This window comes from Type-D symbiont of Plautia stali (genome assembly GCF_001485335.1).
GTDB classification, from domain to species: Bacteria; Pseudomonadota; Gammaproteobacteria; order Enterobacterales; family Enterobacteriaceae; genus Pantoea; species Pantoea vagans_C.
In genome coordinates, this window is the sequence record NZ_BBOC01000024.1 from 15,281 (window position 1) to 32,232 (window position 16,952).

Consider the following 16,952-nt stretch of genomic DNA (forward strand, 5'->3'; position numbering starts at 1 on the left):
AATGTAGGTCAGGCAACGTAAATGGCGGATAAATGTGGTTTAACGGATGGGGAGGAAAAACGATCCGGTTAGGATTCGTTTATCTCTGACGCATTTGTGGTCGTCAGCCGTCAGTTTGCTTCTGATTTATCGGCTATTCTGAGATCAAAAAGTAAGCTGCGATATAAAAATGGCGTAAAAATATGGCATTAAGGCGTAAAAATGCAGTGCATAAAATCGCCACCTGCTATTCACCTCTCAGGTTAAGCGATATGTTCTGCTTCATACACACAGTCATCGCCGTTCCATACTGATAAGAAACAGGAATTTTATGAGTCAGACCGAGAAACAATCCCTGCCTGCTGGCATGTTAGCCGCCGCCGGGATCGTGTTTGGAGATATCGGTACCAGTCCGCTCTACACCCTCAAAGAGTGTCTTTCTATCCTGCCGGATGGTTCTGTCTCCACCACCGCAGTGATGGGGTTTTTATCGCTGATTTTCTGGGCACTCACGCTGATCGTGACGCTGAAATACGTCTGTTTTGTCATGCGCGCTGACCACGATGGTGAAGGCGGTATTTTGACGCTGATGTCACTGGCACGTCGCCACGTCAGCCCGAAAATCGGCCATATTATTGTGCTAGCGGGCCTGACCGGCGGCGCGTTCTTCTATGGTGACGGCATCATCACACCGGCCATTTCCGTACTGTCGGCGATTGAAGGCATTGAGGTGGTCTCACCGCATCTGGATAAATATGTCGTGCCGCTGGCGGTAGTGATCCTCACCTTGCTGTTTATGATTCAAAAACACGGCACAGAGAAAGTGAGCAAGGTGTTTGGCCCGGTGATGTTTATCTGGTTTGTTTCCATTGGTGTATTGGGCATTCGCGGTATCTTGCTCAATCCCACCGTGCTGCATGCCCTTAATCCCGCTTTCGCACTAACGTTTTTAGTCACTCACGAAACGCTCGCCTTTGCCGCACTGGGCATGGTGGTACTGGCGGTCACCGGTGCTGAGGCCTTGTACGCGGATATGGGCCATCTCGGTAAAGCTCCTATTCGCATGGCGTGGTTAGTGATTGCGATGCCAGCATTGGTGCTCAATTACTTTGGACAAGGTGCATTGGTCATCGCCGATGTGAAAGCACTCAATAACCCCTTTTTCAACCTTGCACCAGGCTGGGGGCAGATCCCGCTGATTGTGTTGTCGACCCTTGCCACTGTCATCGCCGCACAATCCGTGATTTCAGGCGTTTACACCTTAACCCATCAGGCGATTCGTCAAGGCTTCTTGCCGCCGATGCGTATTGTATTCACCTCGCATACCGAATCCGGGCAAATCTATATCCCGGTGGTTAACTGGCTACTGTTTGTGGCCGTCACCGTGATCGTGCTTGCGTTCCGTCAGTCTTCCGCCCTCTCCTCGGCGTACGGTATTGTGGTGACCGGCACCATGGTGATCACCGCGTGCTTGGCGGGCGTGGTGGCGCTGCGCAACTGGAAATGGCCGCTGCCGCTGGCGCTGATTTTCCTGGCCTGTATGCTGACCATCGATATCCCACTGTTTGCCGCAAATCTGATGAAACTGTTGTCTGGCGGCTGGGTGCCGGTGCTGATGGCCCTGACGATGATGGGATTGATGCTAATCTGGAGCACCGAGCGTAATCGACTGATTAAGCGCTTGAATAACGATCCGGAAAGCCTGATGGCGTTGGTGAAATCGCTGGAAACCAACCCTCCCAGCCGCGTACCGGGAACGGCTATTTTCCTCGCGCGTAAAGAGTTTGAAATCCCGCAGGCGCTGTTGCACAACCTGAAACACAACCGGGTTCTGCACAAACGTGTGGTGTTACTGAATATCCGCACCACTGATACCCCGCGCGTGCATAACCAGAAACGTATCACCATCACCCAACTGTCAGCCTCTTTCTGGCAGGTGACAGCGGCTTACGGCTGGCGGGAAGTACCGTCTATGGCTGAAGTCCTGCATTTATGTGGACTGGAAGGATTTGGTTGTACCGTCAACGAAGCCTCTTTCTTCACTTCCCATGACACCCTGGTGATGAAAAAGCGCAAAGGGCTGGCGCGGATTAAAGGCGGCATCTTCCACTTCTGCCAGCGCAATGCGTTGCGTGCGCATGAGCAATTTAACATTCCACCGAATCGGGTCATTGAGTTGGGTGGTCAACGCGAGTTTTAACCTTTTGGGGCGTATTTAGGCGCCCCATTAATTTATCTGAACGTGATAAATGTAAGCAGATGAAAAAATATTCCCGAAAGATTGTCAGAGTTGTGGCTGAACTTTTCTTAACAACTAATTAGCAACTAAAGCTAAAACGCATAACCTCAAAAGGTGTTTATTAACGTACCGGTGCAGATAATCTGTCGTGCGCAACTGCCGGTATTTATAAACCTATTATCAACAATAGAATTTGCAGCTTAGAAATCGGCTCGAATATTTTTTGAGGAGTATGACCATGAAAGAACTTATTAATGATGTGATTTCTATTTTCACACCGCAAAATGTTAAACCGGTTTTAGTTCGTGCTGATCTTACCCATCGCGAATTATCATCGATTCACCCTGTAGGCTTCACTTCAGTGAGCTGGGCCACCTCAATGGAAGAGCTGACTGATGCGATTGTGAAGAAAACACTCGCCGCAGGTGCCGTGGGTTATCACATCACCGATGTTGAATCCCATGAACCGGGCCATGATGGTCAGCATGTGATGGCTGCCACCGCAACGCTGTACCACATCAACAGTAAAGTGGCGTACGACTAATGTTAACCTACGCACCGAAGCTGAAATTAAGCCTGCCACTCCCGTGACAGGCTTTTTTCTGCAAAGTATTGCACCAAAAAATCAATAAAGACTTTAATGCGCGGCGATTCTGATGTCCGTTGCGTATACACCGCCCAAATATTCGCTTCCTGATACCACTGTGGTAAAACATGTACCAGTTCACCACTGGACAGATAAGGGGCAACATCCCATGCAGAACGCAGCGCAATTCCATGCGACTTTAATGCCCAATTAAGAATAACCTTGCCGCTGTTCGACGAATAATGACTATTCAGCCGGCACAACACCTGCTGTTTACCGTCCGTCAACGCCCAATGACCGAAAGTATTGTGCTTCTCATTGATGATTAAACAGCTGTGGTCGATTAATCCATCCAGAGAATGAAGGGGAGCGTGATGCTGTAAATATCCAGTGGATGCGCAAAGAATGCGCCGGTTTGCGGCCAACTTGCGGGCGATATAGGCGTCATTCAGATCGTCTCCCACCTGAATATCCACATCGGTGCCTGACTGCATCAGGTCAATTTGACGGTCGCTAAGAACAAGTTTGATATTTAACGTAGGGTGCAAAGAGATAAAAGCTGAAATGGCATCAGAGAGATAGTCCTGACCGAAGCCCAGGGAACACCCGACAGTCATCTCACCCGTTAATGCACCACGCCACTGTTGGAAATTATTCAAAAAGGAATCCATTTCCTCGATGACTTGCCTTGCGCCTTCCAGCGCCTGCTCACCTTCTGGCGTCAGGCGCATCACGCGATTGGTGCGGAAAAACAGCCGGGTATCCAGCTGCTTTTCCAGAATGGCAATCCGTTTGCTGATATACGATGGCGACTGACCCAACTCCACAGCGGCACGACCAAATCCATCATGGCGCGCCACACTGATAAAGACATAGAGATCTTCGACGGAGGGCCAACCCTGCAGCGGCTTCTGGGTGTTTTTGCCAGCCAGTTCTCGTTTCATATCTTTCCGCGTTTAATTCACATCACGCGTTTATAGCACAGAGTTCAGAAAGCCCTGAAGCTGGTTAAGGAATAACGCGGGCACCTCTTCCTGGGGTGAATGTCCACACGGCAGCGCACTTCCCTGCACATCTCGCGCTTTATCCTGCCAGGTTGCTACCACATCATATAGCTGGCCCACCGTACCCTTCTCACCCCAGAGCAATTGCAACGGACAGGCGATACGTTTATCGCTGTCCTGCGCATCATGCTCTAAATCAATGGTCGCGGCGGCACGGTAATCCTCACACACGGCGTGAATCATCTCTGGCTGCTGATAGCAGCGCAGGTAATCATGGAAGATTTCCTCCGAGGTGGCATCAGGCGTTTTGAGCTGGCCCTCAATGTGTTTTTTCAGGAAGAACGCCGGATCGTGGCCAATCATGGTTTCGGGTAACGGATAGGGCTGAATAAGGAAAAACCACCAGAAGTAGCGCGTGGCAAAGGCCTTATCGGTTTGCGCATACATGGTTGCCGTTGGCGCGATATCGACAAAGGTACAGCAGGCGAGTTTTTCGGGATGATCCAGCGCCAGACGATGGCCAACGCGACCGCCGCGATCGTGTCCGACAAACGCCACCCGCTCAAGCTCCAGCGCATCGATCAGTTGGCTGATATCTTCGGCCATACTGCGTTTGGCATAAGTAAGATGCTGTTCGTCGCTGACCGGTTTGTCGCTGTCTCCGTAACCGCGTAAATCCGGCAGAATGACCTGATATTTTTCTGCCAGCTGTGGCGCGATCTTGCGCCACGCCAGATGGTTCTGCGGATGACCATGCAACATCAGCAGCGGTGTGCCTTCACCGCCCATCGCCACTCGCAGCGTGACGCCGTTTGGTAACTTCACGTCTTTGAGCATAAAGCCGTCGATAAACGGTGATGCACCACAGTCTGTTACGTTACTCATACTGTTGGTCCTTTTACCCGTTGCAGCCACGGACGCTGAGCAAAATGCTGCACTTCAAACTGCGTAATGTCCGTTTCATATTGCAGCGTCCAGTCCACTGCGCTGCCACCGCCTAACAACATCTCACGTTTCAACGCGCTGACGTGAAAATGGAGGGTGTGCTGACCAAAGCGGATGATCTGCTGCTCAAGTGATACGGTGATTTGATTGTGAGCGGCATCGGCTGTTGCTGCACTTAACTGCTGATAGTCTTCCTCGCTCAACGTCAGTGTCAGCACACCATTGCGCTGGCAGTTATCGTCAAAAATTCCGGCAAAGCTGGTGCCGATAATCGCGCGGATACCCAGCTGATTGAGACCCCAAACTGCATGTTCACGGCTGGAACCACAGCCAAAGTTGGCCCCGACCAAAAGAAAGGTTGCCTGCTGCCAGCCAGGCTGATTGAGAATGAAGGCAGGATTGGGCGTGCCATCGGCCAGAAAACGCAGGTCAAAGAATACGCCACGGTCCAGCCCCTGCCGATCAATGCCTTTCAGAAATTGCTTTGGCATGATGACATCAGTGTCGATATTCGCGGCAGGCAATGGCGCAATTCTGCCGGTGATACTGTTAAACGCTTCCATTTTTCACCTCTGCTGTCATCAAGCTGCGTACATCGATCAGGTGGCCCGCAACTGCGGCGGCAGCCACCATCGCCGGGCTCATTAAATGCGTTCGTGCGCCCGCCCCCTGGCGGCCAGGAAAATTACGATTGGTGCCCGAGGCACAGCGGTCGCCCGGTGCCAGCACATCTTCATTCATTGCGAGGCACATAGAACACCCCGACTGCCGCCACTCAAAGCCCGCTCGTTGAAATATATCTGCTAAGCCTTCTTCTTCCGCCTGCTGTCGCACCTGAGTGGAGCCGGGGACAATGATACCGCGCACGTGACGGGCAATTTTACGCTCACCAATTACGGCAGCCGCCGCGCGCAGATCCTCAATGCGCCCATTGGTGCATGAGCCGATAAATGCATGGGTAATGGCGATGTGTGACAATGGCGTGCCCGGTTCAAGCCCCATATAGTGCAACGCGGTGTGTAAGGCTTGTTGTTTAATCAGGTCTGTCTCCTGCGCGGGGTCCGGCACGCAACCACTGATTGCACTGGTTTGGTCTGGGCTAATCCCCCAGGTCACTTTGGGTTCAAGGTCGCTGCAATCGAGTGAAATGCTCCGGTCAAACTTTGCATCAGGATCGCTGCGCAACGTCAGCCACGCTGATTTTGCCTGCTCCCACAGTGCGCCCGTTGGCATTTGCGGTTTGCCTTCAATATAGGCGAACACTTTTTCATCCGGCGCGATAATCGCTCCACGCGCACCCGCTTCCACCGCCATGTTGCACAGGGTCATGCGCCCTTCCATGCTCAGCGCCTCAATAGTCGGCCCACAAAATTCAATGGCGAAGCCGGTTGCGCCAGAAGCGCTGATAGTCTCAATCAGCGCGAGAATAATATCCTTAGCCGAACAGCCATACGGCAGTTCACCGCTGACGTTAACCTGCATGGTTTTCAGTCTGCGGTAGATCAGCGTTTGCGTGGCCAACAGATGTTCAATTTCCGAGGTGCCAATACCGAAACCCAGCGCACCAAACGCGCCATAGGTTGTGGTGTGGCTGTCACCGGCCGCAATCACCATGCCGGGCATCACCATCCCTTGTTCATGGGCAACCACATGCTCAATACCTTGACGCGGATCCATCACATCAAACAGTTCAATGCCGAAATGTGCCGCGTTCTGCCGGAAGTACTCCACCTGAAGTTGTCCTCCCGCATCCGTCATGGCGTCATCACGTTGCGGACGAGTGGGATTCACGTGATCGACATTGAGCAGAATCGTCGCCGGATGGCGCACCGAACGCTGATGTTCGCGCAAACCACTGAAGGCTTGCGGGCTGGTGTATTCATTCAAAATGGAGCGATCGATATAGAGCAGAACATGCCCATCATCGTCTAACTGACGGACGACGTGTTGATCGACCAGTTTTTCATACAACGTTTTGTTAGCCATGCGATTGCCCACATAAAGTATTAACAAGTCATTAGAGACATTAAGGTAATACAGTTGTGGGCGGAATAATGAACACCGTACGTGGAGATATAAATGACGAAATGTGAACTGATGCGCTTTCTAAAATGATGCGGGTTCAGCCAGAGCTCGCACTAAGGTTAAACAGCAGTCTGGGGCCCCTGTGTGGCCCCAGACTGCGACATAACCATAGTTAATCACGCCTACATCAGACGCTCCAAACGATACGGCGAAGGATCAATAATGGGTGCCTGTCCTGTCACCAAATCGGCTGCCAGTTGCCCCGCTGCTGGTGAAGTGCCAAAACCGTGCCCTGAAAAACCGGTGGCCAGCGTTAATCCTGGCATTGAAGCTACCGGACCGATCACCGGGTTAGAATCCGGTGTTACATCAATCACCCCCGCCCATGACGCCGCCATCTCCGCCTGCTGAAACGCGGGCCAGGCAGCGCGCAAGTTGCGCATGGCTTCGCCATTCAGTGCAGGATTGGCTGGTGGGTCCAGGGTACGGACGTGCTCAAAAGGCGAGCGTCGGTCGTGCCGCCAGCGTCGCGCCATCGCCAGGTCTTTTACGAAATACTTGCCCAGCGAGATACGTAAATTGTCGCGCGCATGGCGTAACTGCGGCATATAACGGGTTCCGATCAACAGATGATCGAGCGTCAAGGGGGCATCCAACGCGCCGCGCTGCGTAACAATAAAGCCGCCATCCTGATGTTGGCGAAACGAAAAATCTGGTGCGCCGACGGCGATGTTGGTTGGGCCTGGCAGCGGTTTTGTGCGCATCACCGAACAGATCAGCGGTAAGGTGGGCAGATTGATACCGTGATTGCCTAAAAAGCGCCGTGACCAGGCACCGGCAGCAAGCAGCACTTGATCGCAACGAATTTCACCCTGTTCCGTCACTACGCCGCTCACGCAACCGTTTTGCGTGGTAAGTGCGCGCACCGCGCATTGTTCGATGATCACTGCACCTTTCGCCAGCGCGGCTTTGGCTATCGCGCTCGCCGCCAGAGTCGGTTCAGCGCGTCCGTCCGAAGCGGTAAAAATGCCGCCTGACCATTTTCCCGCCCCCCCGGAACACGGGCAGAAATGTCGCTATGGCTGAGCAGACGGGTATCTAACCCCGCGGCATTGACGCCGTTAAGCCATTTTTCATGCATCGCCATCTGCTTCTCATCCCGAGCGACAAACATAATGCCTGCCTGGCGATAACCCACATCACTGCCAACCCGCGCAGCCATCCCGGCCCACAGTCGATCTGCCGCCTGCGCCAGCGGAATATCCTCCAGCGCACGGCTGGTTTTACGAATCCAACCCAGATTGCGTGATGACTGCTCACCCGCAATGCGCCCTTTCTCCAGCACCACCACCGGAATGTTGCGTTCTGCCAGCGTCAGCGCGGCGGTTAACCCGACGATGCCACCGCCAATGATCACCACAGTGGTGGTTGCAGGCATAACATCAGAAGTTGTCACTGGCGTAATAAAAGGTGCCATAACGCGTCTCCCGCCCTTACAGGGCTACGGTAATTTCCTGAACCTCAGCTTTGCCCGCGCCACGATAGGCAGTGACTTCCAGCTCAACTTTATAAACGGTTGATCCGAGCGGTGGGCAAGTGACGGTCGATGCCGGATTCACCCCTCGGAACTTCTCGCCAATGATGGCCATCACCGTCGGGACATCCTCCGGGTTTTGAATAAAGACCCGAGAGCACACTACATCCTGTAATGATGCATCGATAGCGGCCAGCGCGGCTTCAATGTTGGCAAACACCTGCAAGGTCTGTTCGCGCAAATCGGAAGGAATCTCTTTGGTTTGCGGGTTACGTCCAGCAGTGTTGGACACATAAATCCAGTTATCGACCGCGACAATACGCGAATAACTTGCCTGCTCTTCAAATTTGGAACCGGTTTTAACCTTGATGATATTCGTCATGATGTTCTCTTTTGTTCAATGGATTAGCTTAAAACCGGTGATTCCCACAGGTTCAGTTTCACGCCGATGCCTTGCTCGATGGCCTTGCGATACAGCACCGTGCCCCAGGCCACGTCCTCTACCGGCATTCCTCCGACGGACATGATGATGATCTCCTCATCGTTCTGGCGGCCCGGTGCTTCACCGGCGACGATCTTGCCGATATCTTCAAGTTGCTCCGCCTGCAGCTGCCCGGCGTCCAACATATCCATAAAACGCACGCCGATAATTGGAATAGTGCAATGAGCGGGCTTGGGCACCTCGTCAAACCAGGCGTGATACAAACCGGTGTTATCCAGCACTTTGCGTACATCAGCCTGCTCCATGCCGGCATCGATGCTGCACAGCGCGGGCATGGCGAGAAATGCCCCGGCTTTAACCCATTCACGCTTCACAATGGGATAGGTGGCGGGATCGCCCACTTCGCCGGAGCTGCAATAGGTGACAATGTCACTCCCGCGCACCACCTCTTCCAGCGAATCGACAATCTCCACCTGCTTAATTTGCGGATAGGTCTCTTGCACCCAGGTGAGGAAGTTATCGAGGCTGCGCTGACCGCGACCTTTAACTTTGATGGTATCGATCTGCGGGCAAACGGCGATGAATGCCGCAACAGCGGTTTTCCCCATCACGCCAGGGCCAAGTAAGCCAATCACTCGCGAATCTTTACGCGCCAGATGACGTGCGCCCACGCCAGGCACCGCGCCAGTACGGTAAGCAGACAACAAATTGGCCGACATATGCGCCAGCGGTGCACCGGTGTCAGCGTCATTCAGTGTGAACATCAGAATGGAGCGCGGCAGGCCTTTTTCGCGATTAGCGATGTTAGAGCCATACCATTTCACGCCTGCGGTGCAGAAATTACCCCCTAAATAGGCGGGCATCGCCATCATGCGGCGGTCAGCGGTGGGTTTGGGCATAGAGGGGAAAGGTGAGTTCTCCGGGAAAGTCACCATTGCGCCGTGTGAATCGTTATTCGCGCCTGCCATGCGGTAGTCGCCGTGATACAGCAGACCAAACATCTCTTCCATGGTATCCACGCAGGCGGCCATATCGGTCACGCCAGCACGAATCATGTCCTGTTCCGACAGGTAGATAAAATCAATCCGGGTTGAATCACTCATATTGCGCCTCTTCAATCAGCTATTTGCGTCTTCGCTATAACAAATAACGCGCCAGAAACAGGCTGTATTGAATATTTGCGACAGGGAAATCCTCGGGCTGTGGCACAGGGCTTGCATTACTCAACGCAGATAACGCCTGCACCGGAACGCGCCATGACACACTTTCCTCTGTATCGACATCGCGGATTTCAACCTGAACAGCCATGGTTTGTGCTGAATGCCGCGCAGCATTATTCGTTGATTGCCTCAGATAACCCGGCGATCTCCCACTTCTACAGTTTTGAAGTGGCGCAGCATGCCAGCATGACGCTGGCCATACCGGACGGATGTGTTGATATTGTGTTTGACTGCGATGCACAACATCCCAGCGCCCGCGTTTGCGGCACCACGCTGGAGGCGCGTGGCGCAGATATGCAGCATAACCATCACTATTTTGGCGTACGCTTTGCGCCGGGCATCATTCCTGACTTTCTCGACGTGATGGCTGAGGAAATCCCTGACAGTGAATTCAGTTTTCTCGATGTGGTGCCGGATGCGCGTCTGGCTTTCGAGCAAATCGTGCAAGCGCGTGATTTCTCCCGGCAGATTGCGTTGTTTAATGCGCACTTTACGCCACGTCTGGTGCGTAAAGCCTCCTCCGTCACCTCATTGATTATTCAGACCATGCGGAAATTAAATGGCAACATCCGCGTTGATCAGCTGGAAGCCTTAACCGGATACTCTTGCCGCACCATCCAGCGCCAGTTCCGCCAGGACACCGGGCTGTCACCGAAAGCATTCAGTCGTATTCTGCGCTGCCAGTCAGCCATCAACACTATTCATTCACGGCAGGAACTGTCATTCAGTGACCTGGCGTTTGACCTGGGATTCAGTGACCAGTCCCACTTCCTGCGTGAGTTTAAAAAGTTTGTCAGCACCACGCCCTGCGACTATCAGCGCAGAATTGCCCACGATGACTATTTCCATCGGCTGCGTTTTACCGAGCACTAAAAGGGTGCAACGTTGCACTGCGCGACTGTCCGATTTTTTCTATCCGATAGCCTCAAGACTGAGAAATGATGCAGCTACGTTACCTGCCTCAGGCGGCACAGACTGCCTGAGAAATTTCTCCTGCTGTTGAGGGCATTGGCGATGAATACGGATTCAGGCTTACGCAAAAATACGTTGGGTTTATTTTCTCTGGTCTTTTTTGTTGTCGCAGCTGCTTCGCCTTTAACGGGCGTAGTAGGAGGTTTACCGGTGGCCATCATCTCCGGTAACGGGGGCGGGATTCCGGTTTTCTATATTCTCTCCTGCATCATATTAATGTTGTTCGCGGTGGGGTTTATTGCGATGAGCCGCCACGTCAACAATGCGGGTGCGTTTTATACCTATATATCAAAGGGCATGGGGGAAAATTGGGGTGCGTCAGCCTCGGTGCTGGCCGTGATGGCGTATATTTCCATTCAGATTGCGATTGTTGCCATGCTGGGATTCTTCACGCAATTATTTATTGAAGAGCACTTTTCCACCCATATTCCCTGGTGGGCACTGAGCATGCTGGCGGTGTTAATCTGCTGGATGCTCAGTATTAAACGGGTCGAGGTCGGTGGCAAGTTACTGGGTATATTGATGTTAGCGGAAGTGGCCATCGTCCTGTTAACCGACGTCATGTTGCTCATTAAAAAAGTCGGCCCTTATACGTTCCAGTCGTTTGAACCGTCGGTATTTATGCAGGGTAATTTGGGCATCGCGTTTATTTTCACCATCGCGGCGTTTATTGGTTTTGAATCCACTGCCATCTATGCCGAGGAGTGTCGTGACCCACAGAAAACTGTGCCACGCGCGACGGTCTGCGCCCTGCTATTAATTACGGCTTTCTTCTGTTTCACCAGTTGGTCATTAGTGCAGGCCTATGGTTTTGACCAGATTGTGGCGATTGCCAGCAAAGACCCGGGTAACTTTGTGTTCAACATCACGCGGCAATATGTCGGGCAGTGGGCAGTTGAAACCATGTCGGTGTTGCTGATCACCAGTTTGTTTGCGGCTGCGCTGGCGTTCCATAACAACATATCGCGTTACTTGTTCAGTATCAGCCGTGATGGATTGATCTGGAAAGAGCTGTGCAAAACCCATCCCACCAACGGTACGCCGCACAATGCCAGCCACGTTCACAGCGTGATTATGCTGATGCTACTGGCGGGCATGGGCAGTGCGGGCCTCGATCCGATGGTGCATATTTTCGCGATTGGCTCCGCCGTGGCAACATTGTGCATTCTTGTTTTACAACTGGGCGTTTCTGCCGCGGTAGTGCTGTTTTTCCGCCGCGTTAAGACTGACGACAGTCGCTTTACCGTGTTCTGGGCACCGTTACTTTCGATGGTGTGTATGACCATTACCATCATTTTGGTGGTGAATAATTTGCAATCATTGAGCGGCAGTGATTCCCGCATTGTGCAATGGATTCCGTGGATTATTGCCGGCTGTGCACTGGCGGGATATGGCATGTCAATTAAACGCGGTGTGAAGCTGCGAGTCTAAAAAGATAAACGCTTGCTGAACCGATGTTTAACCGCAGCAAGCGTTTTATTTGACCTAAGTCATTTTGCCAGATATAAAGAATAACCGCGTTCTACAAGCGGATATATGTCCCCTCTCTTCTTGTTCATTGTTTAAATTTCCGCCAACTCTCTTTTATGTAAGTTAAGTAATTAACACCAATACTTAATTAACTAAAAACAAGTTAATCTTTTCGTAACAATCTTTTAATTTGCAAACCGAAATTTTAACGTTCACCTGCAAAGTACAAAGATCAGGATCAGAATGACTCATACCAAAAAAATCGTGCCTGCCCTTTCCCTGGCAGCACTGCTTGTCTCTTCAGTGGTTCATGCAGACACCGCACCGGAAAAAACCGATGTCTTGTTGATCGGCGGCGGCGTCATGAGCGCTTCCCTCGGTACCTGGCTGCAAGAGTTACAGCCAGGCTGGAAACAGCTGATGGTAGAGCGTCTCGATGGCGTCGCGCTGGAATCTTCTAACGGCTGGAACAACGCCGGTACCGGCCACTCGGCTAACATGGAGCTGAACTACACGCCAGAGCGTGCAGACGGTTCAATCGACGTGAGCAAAGCGCTGGAAATCAACGAAGCTTTCATGATTTCTCGCCAGTTCTGGACTTCGCAGGTACAGCGTGGTGTGATGCACGATCCTCGTTCATTCATCAACTCTACCCCGCACATGAGCTTCGTTTGGGGCGACAAAAATGTCGAGTATCTGACCAAGCGTTATGATGCGCTGCAGAAAACCACCCTGTTCCAAGGCATGAAGTTCTCTACCGATCACAAGCAGATCGAGCAGTGGGCGCCGCTGGTAATGGAAGGTCGTGACCCGAATCAGAAAGTCGCGGCAACCTGGACGCCAGTTGGAACCGATGTTAACTATGGCGAAATCACCCGTCAGCTGATCGGTAGCCTGAAAAAGGATCAGAACTTCAAACTGGAAACCTCCTCTGAAGTTACTGATTTCAAACGTAACAGCGATAACTCGTGGCACGTCACCATTAAAGACGTGAAGAGCGGTGAAAATCGCGCTGTTGACGCGAAATATGTGTTTATCGGTGCAGGCGGCGCAGCCATCAAACTGCTGCAGAAGACCGGTATTCCAGAAGCTGACAACTACGGTGGCTTCCCGGTGGGTGGTTCATTCCTGATGACCGAGAACCCAGAGGTGGCGAACCGCCATCTAGAGAAAGTTTACGGCCAGGCTTCTGTAGGTGCACCACCGATGTCCGTTCCCCACATCGATGCGCGTAACCTGGATGGTAAAAAAGTGGTGCTGTTTGGGCCGTTCGCGACCTTCTCCACCAAATACCTGAAAAACGGTTCACTGTTTGATCTGCTGAGCGCCACCACCACCAGCAACATCATGCCGATGACCCACGTGGGCATTGATAACTTTGACCTGGTGAAATACCTGATTGGTCAGGTGATGCTGAATGACGACGATCGCTTCGCGGCGCTGAAAGAGTACTATCCAAACGCACGTAAAGAAGACTGGAAACTGATTCAAGCGGGCCAGCGTGTGCAGATCATTAAGAAAGATGCCGAGAAAGGTGGCGTGCTGAAACTGGGTACGGAAATTGTGACCGATCAGCAGAAAACCATCGCGGCTCTGCTGGGCGCTTCACCGGGTGCATCCACTGCTGCACCGATCACCCTCGACGTGATGAAGAAGTTGTTCCCAGAGCAGTTCGCTTCACCAGAGTGGCAAGAGAAGATCCGCGCGATCATCCCAAGCTTTGGTCAGAAACTGAATGGTAATACTGCGCTGACTCAGCAGGTATGGGACAACACCGCAGCGACCCTGCAGTTGACCAAACCGCCAGTGATTAACATGGGTGACCAGTCAGTCGCACCCACGCAGGCAAAACCGCGTGCGGAATCCGCTAAGCAGGATATGGCGCTGTAACCACCGCTTCTACCACGCTTAATCAAGGCTACCCTTTTCACAAGGGGTAGCCTTTTTGTTATGTATTTTCAGTGTAGCGCTGATGGTATAGCAGAGGCGTCTTGGCTTAAGGCAAAGTGCCCTTTTTGGCAACACGCACTGAAGCTGATGAGCAGGCTGGGACCGCACCGGGGCAGGCGGTCCCAGACGGCGTTATCACCAGTCGTTTAACTAACAAACATTACATGACCTTTCCATTATTCAATCCCCACACCAGCGCTTGCCGCGCATGCGCCACCCGGGGTTGACGCAGGGCGCTTGGTAACCAGATCAGGTTATAGCAGATCTCGGTGTCACCCACCGGTGCGGTTAAACAGACCAATTCGCCCTGCTCGATCTGCGCCTGACATAAAAATTGTGGCATCACCGACCAGCCAAAACCGCGACTGAGCAAGCTGCGTTGCCCGCGCAAATCTTGGCCGACCATTGCAGGCAACAGTGTATGATATTTGATGCGATTTTTATCCAGCCAATGGTCAATCAATGACAGTTTCAGGTCGTAAGCCAACAGTGGCTCTTTGATCAAGTCGGCCGCGAAATCATCGCTTTGCGCTAATCGCGCCGCCACCGCCGGGGCCGCAACGGCAATCACCCGATCGCGAAATATCACCTCGCCTTTCAAACGCGAATCCGTGACCGGGTGTGCCGTAATACCGAGATCGCAATGCCCTTCTATCACCATTTGTGACACCAGCGGACCATCACCGGTGTGCATATGCACGCGGATCCCGCTCTCCAGCAGCGGGAGCAGTTCACCCGCCAACTTCTCCGCCATAAAATCGGCATGCCCGATAATCTGCAACGTGCCGCCCACATCCATGGAACGGGCGCGAGCGGATGATAATGCAGACTCGGCAGTATCCAGTGAGTTGCCAATATCAGCGGCCAGATCGTCTGCAACGGCGGTAGGGGTCACGCCATGCACCTGACGTTCAAACAGCGGCCTTCCGACAGCGACTTCCAACCCACTGATGTGTTGCGATACTGCCGGTTGAGTCAGATTCAGTGCGCGGGCCGCACCAGAAATTGAGCGCTGCCGATACACTTCCATAAAAGTACGTAGGCGAACCAGCGACATATAGCCCCATAAATTAATTTATACCCCTGCCAAAATAGCCTTGTTAGCCGCCAAACGCCAGCACGGGTAAGCTGCCTGCATCGTGAAACACACAGGAAAAGAACATGCCACTCCAACAAGATTTACAACGTGTACTGCACACCATGAAGCAGGCACATCTCCAGACACCTCCGGCATCAGCTGCCTTGCGCCGCGACCGTTTACTGCGCAGCGTTGCGTTAATCCGGGAGAATCACCAGGCTTTAAATCACGCCATTAGCGCCGATTTTGGCCATCGCAGTGCCTACCAGACCCAGGCCGCCGACCTGATGACCACCATCAATATGTTGCAGCATGCGGCAGAGCATCTGGAGCAGTGGATGCAACCAGAAATCGCGGAAGTCCCGCTCGCCGGGATGCAGGCGCGTATTGAGCCGCAACCGCTGGGCGTCGTGGGCATCATCAGCCCGTGGAATTTCCCGATTAACCTGGCCTTTGGTCCGTTGGCGGGCGTGTTTGCCGCGGGCAACACCGCGATGCTAAAACCCTCCGAGTTAACGCCCAAAACGTCTGAGCTATTAGCGGAATTAGTACCGCGTTATTTCGCGGCCGAAGAACTGACGGTGGTGCTCGGTGATGCCAGCGTCGGCCAGGCTTTTAGCGCCCTGCCATTCGACCACCTGGTCTTCACCGGCAGTACCGCTGTTGGCAAACATGTGATGCGCGCAGCAGCGGAAAACCTGGTGCCTGTGACCTTAGAGCTTGGCGGGAAATCTCCAGTGGTGGTGGACGTTGATGCCGATGTGGCCATCGCGGCTGCCAGAACGCTGACGATTAAAACCTTCAACGCCGGGCAAATCTGTATCTCCCCCGATTACCTGCTGCTCCCGCAGGAGGCTGAAGGTGATTTCATCGCTGCGACTCAGCAATTTATGCAGCAGGCCTTCCCTGCGCTACAGGCTAACGAGGATTACACCGCCATCATCAGCGATCGTCACTATCAGCGGCTGATCGATCTGATTAAGGATGCGCGCAACAAAGGCGCTCGCGTCATCAGTCTGGCACCGGCCGGTGAACCTGACTTTGATGCACAGTGCCGCAAAATCGCTCCGCATCTGATTCTGGATGTGACTGAAGAGATGGCGGTGATGCAGGAAGAGATCTTTGGCCCGTTGCTGCCAGTCAAAACCTACAGTGGTGATCTACAGCAGGCGATAGGCTACATCAATGCGCACCCCCGCCCGCTGGCAGCCTATTACTTTGGTGATGATGTGCAGCGTCAGCAACAAATGGCACAGCACACCACCTCCGGCGCACTGGTGATAAACGATGTCATGACCCATGCTTCTCTCGACAGCCTGCCATTCGGTGGCGTTGGGGCATCGGGTATCGGCGCTTACCACGGCATACATGGTTTCCGTCGTTTCAGTCACGCTAAACCGGTTGTGATTCAGGATGCAGCCGGCACCACCAATTTACGGTTGCGCGCGCCTTATCAGGACAAAAGCGCGGCCCTGACCGATCTGCTGAATAACCAATATTAATTGAGG

Annotated in this window: 13 protein-coding genes and 1 pseudogene; 6 read left to right on the top strand and 8 right to left on the bottom strand. The window is 52.9% G+C overall.

Going from position 1 to position 16,952, the window contains the following annotated elements:
• Positions 1-310 precede the first annotated feature (310 nt).
• Together kup and PSSD_RS09815 are read left to right on the top strand one after the other, a co-directional pair.
• Entirely contained in the window at positions 311-2,179 is a 1,869-nt protein-coding gene (gene kup / locus PSSD_RS09810; RefSeq protein WP_058971085.1) for a low affinity potassium transporter Kup, read from the top strand.
• Between the two features lie 277 nt (positions 2,180-2,456).
• A complete protein-coding gene (locus PSSD_RS09815; RefSeq protein WP_039337129.1) occupies positions 2,457-2,762 on the top strand; it encodes a YdgH/BhsA/McbA family protein in 306 nt (101 codons plus the stop codon).
• A gap of 26 nt (positions 2,763-2,788) precedes the next feature.
• Here the strand turns inward: PSSD_RS09815 and PSSD_RS09820 are convergent, their stop codons facing one another.
• The 7 genes and pseudogenes from PSSD_RS09820 to PSSD_RS09850 form a co-directional block, all read right to left on the bottom strand.
• Complete coding sequence (locus PSSD_RS09820) at positions 2,789-3,748, bottom strand: LysR substrate-binding domain-containing protein (RefSeq protein WP_039337127.1); 960 nt, start codon at positions 3,746-3,748, stop codon at positions 2,789-2,791.
• 30 nt (positions 3,749-3,778) lie between these two features.
• Positions 3,779-4,693 (bottom strand): alpha/beta fold hydrolase, encoded by a 915-nt coding sequence (locus tag PSSD_RS09825; protein ID WP_058971088.1) that lies wholly within the window; start codon positions 4,691-4,693, stop codon positions 3,779-3,781.
• Positions 4,690-5,316 (bottom strand): 3-isopropylmalate dehydratase small subunit, encoded by a 627-nt coding sequence (gene leuD / locus PSSD_RS09830; protein ID WP_039337123.1) that lies wholly within the window; start codon positions 5,314-5,316, stop codon positions 4,690-4,692. Before leuD ends, PSSD_RS09825 begins: the two co-directional genes overlap by 4 nt.
• Positions 5,303-6,739, bottom strand: coding sequence for a 3-isopropylmalate dehydratase large subunit (leuC, locus tag PSSD_RS09835; RefSeq protein WP_058971091.1), 1,437 nt, complete (start codon positions 6,737-6,739; stop codon positions 5,303-5,305). Before leuC ends, leuD begins: the two co-directional genes overlap by 14 nt.
• A 221-nt stretch (positions 6,740-6,960) precedes the next feature.
• A pseudogene (locus PSSD_RS09840) lies at positions 6,961-8,255 on the bottom strand (NAD(P)/FAD-dependent oxidoreductase).
• A 16-nt stretch (positions 8,256-8,271) separates the two neighbouring features.
• A complete protein-coding gene (locus PSSD_RS09845) occupies positions 8,272-8,694 on the bottom strand; it encodes a RidA family protein (protein WP_039337116.1) in 423 nt (140 codons plus the stop codon).
• Between the two features lie 23 nt (positions 8,695-8,717).
• The gene (locus tag PSSD_RS09850; RefSeq protein ID WP_058971094.1) at positions 8,718-9,857 is read right to left on the bottom strand and encodes an ornithine cyclodeaminase family protein; all 1,140 of its coding nucleotides are present in this window, start codon (positions 9,855-9,857) and stop codon (positions 8,718-8,720) included.
• Between the two features lie 153 nt (positions 9,858-10,010).
• Between PSSD_RS09850 and PSSD_RS09855 the strand changes: the two genes are divergently transcribed.
• The 3 genes from PSSD_RS09855 to mqo all read left to right on the top strand — a co-directional run bounded on the left by PSSD_RS09855 (position 10,011) and on the right by mqo (position 14,306).
• The gene (locus PSSD_RS09855; protein WP_039337114.1) at positions 10,011-10,847 is read left to right on the top strand and encodes a helix-turn-helix domain-containing protein; all 837 of its coding nucleotides are present in this window, start codon (positions 10,011-10,013) and stop codon (positions 10,845-10,847) included.
• A gap of 141 nt (positions 10,848-10,988) precedes the next feature.
• Positions 10,989-12,377: an APC family permease gene (locus PSSD_RS09860; protein WP_039337113.1), complete on the top strand. Its 1,389-nt coding sequence runs from the start codon at positions 10,989-10,991 to the stop codon at positions 12,375-12,377.
• A 282-nt stretch (positions 12,378-12,659) separates the two neighbouring features.
• On the top strand, positions 12,660-14,306 hold the full coding sequence (gene mqo / locus PSSD_RS09865; RefSeq protein WP_039337112.1) for a malate dehydrogenase (quinone): 1,647 nt from the start codon (positions 12,660-12,662) through the stop codon (positions 14,304-14,306).
• Positions 14,307-14,526: 220 nt separating this feature from the next.
• Here mqo and PSSD_RS09870 read toward each other — a convergent pair whose 3' ends face one another.
• Entirely contained in the window at positions 14,527-15,423 is an 897-nt protein-coding gene (locus tag PSSD_RS09870) for a LysR family transcriptional regulator (protein WP_058971097.1), read from the bottom strand.
• Positions 15,424-15,527: 104 nt separating this feature from the next.
• Between PSSD_RS09870 and PSSD_RS09875 the strand changes: the two genes are divergently transcribed.
• On the top strand, positions 15,528-16,946 hold the full coding sequence (locus PSSD_RS09875) for a coniferyl aldehyde dehydrogenase (protein ID WP_039334163.1): 1,419 nt from the start codon (positions 15,528-15,530) through the stop codon (positions 16,944-16,946).
• Positions 16,947-16,952 lie beyond the last annotated feature (6 nt).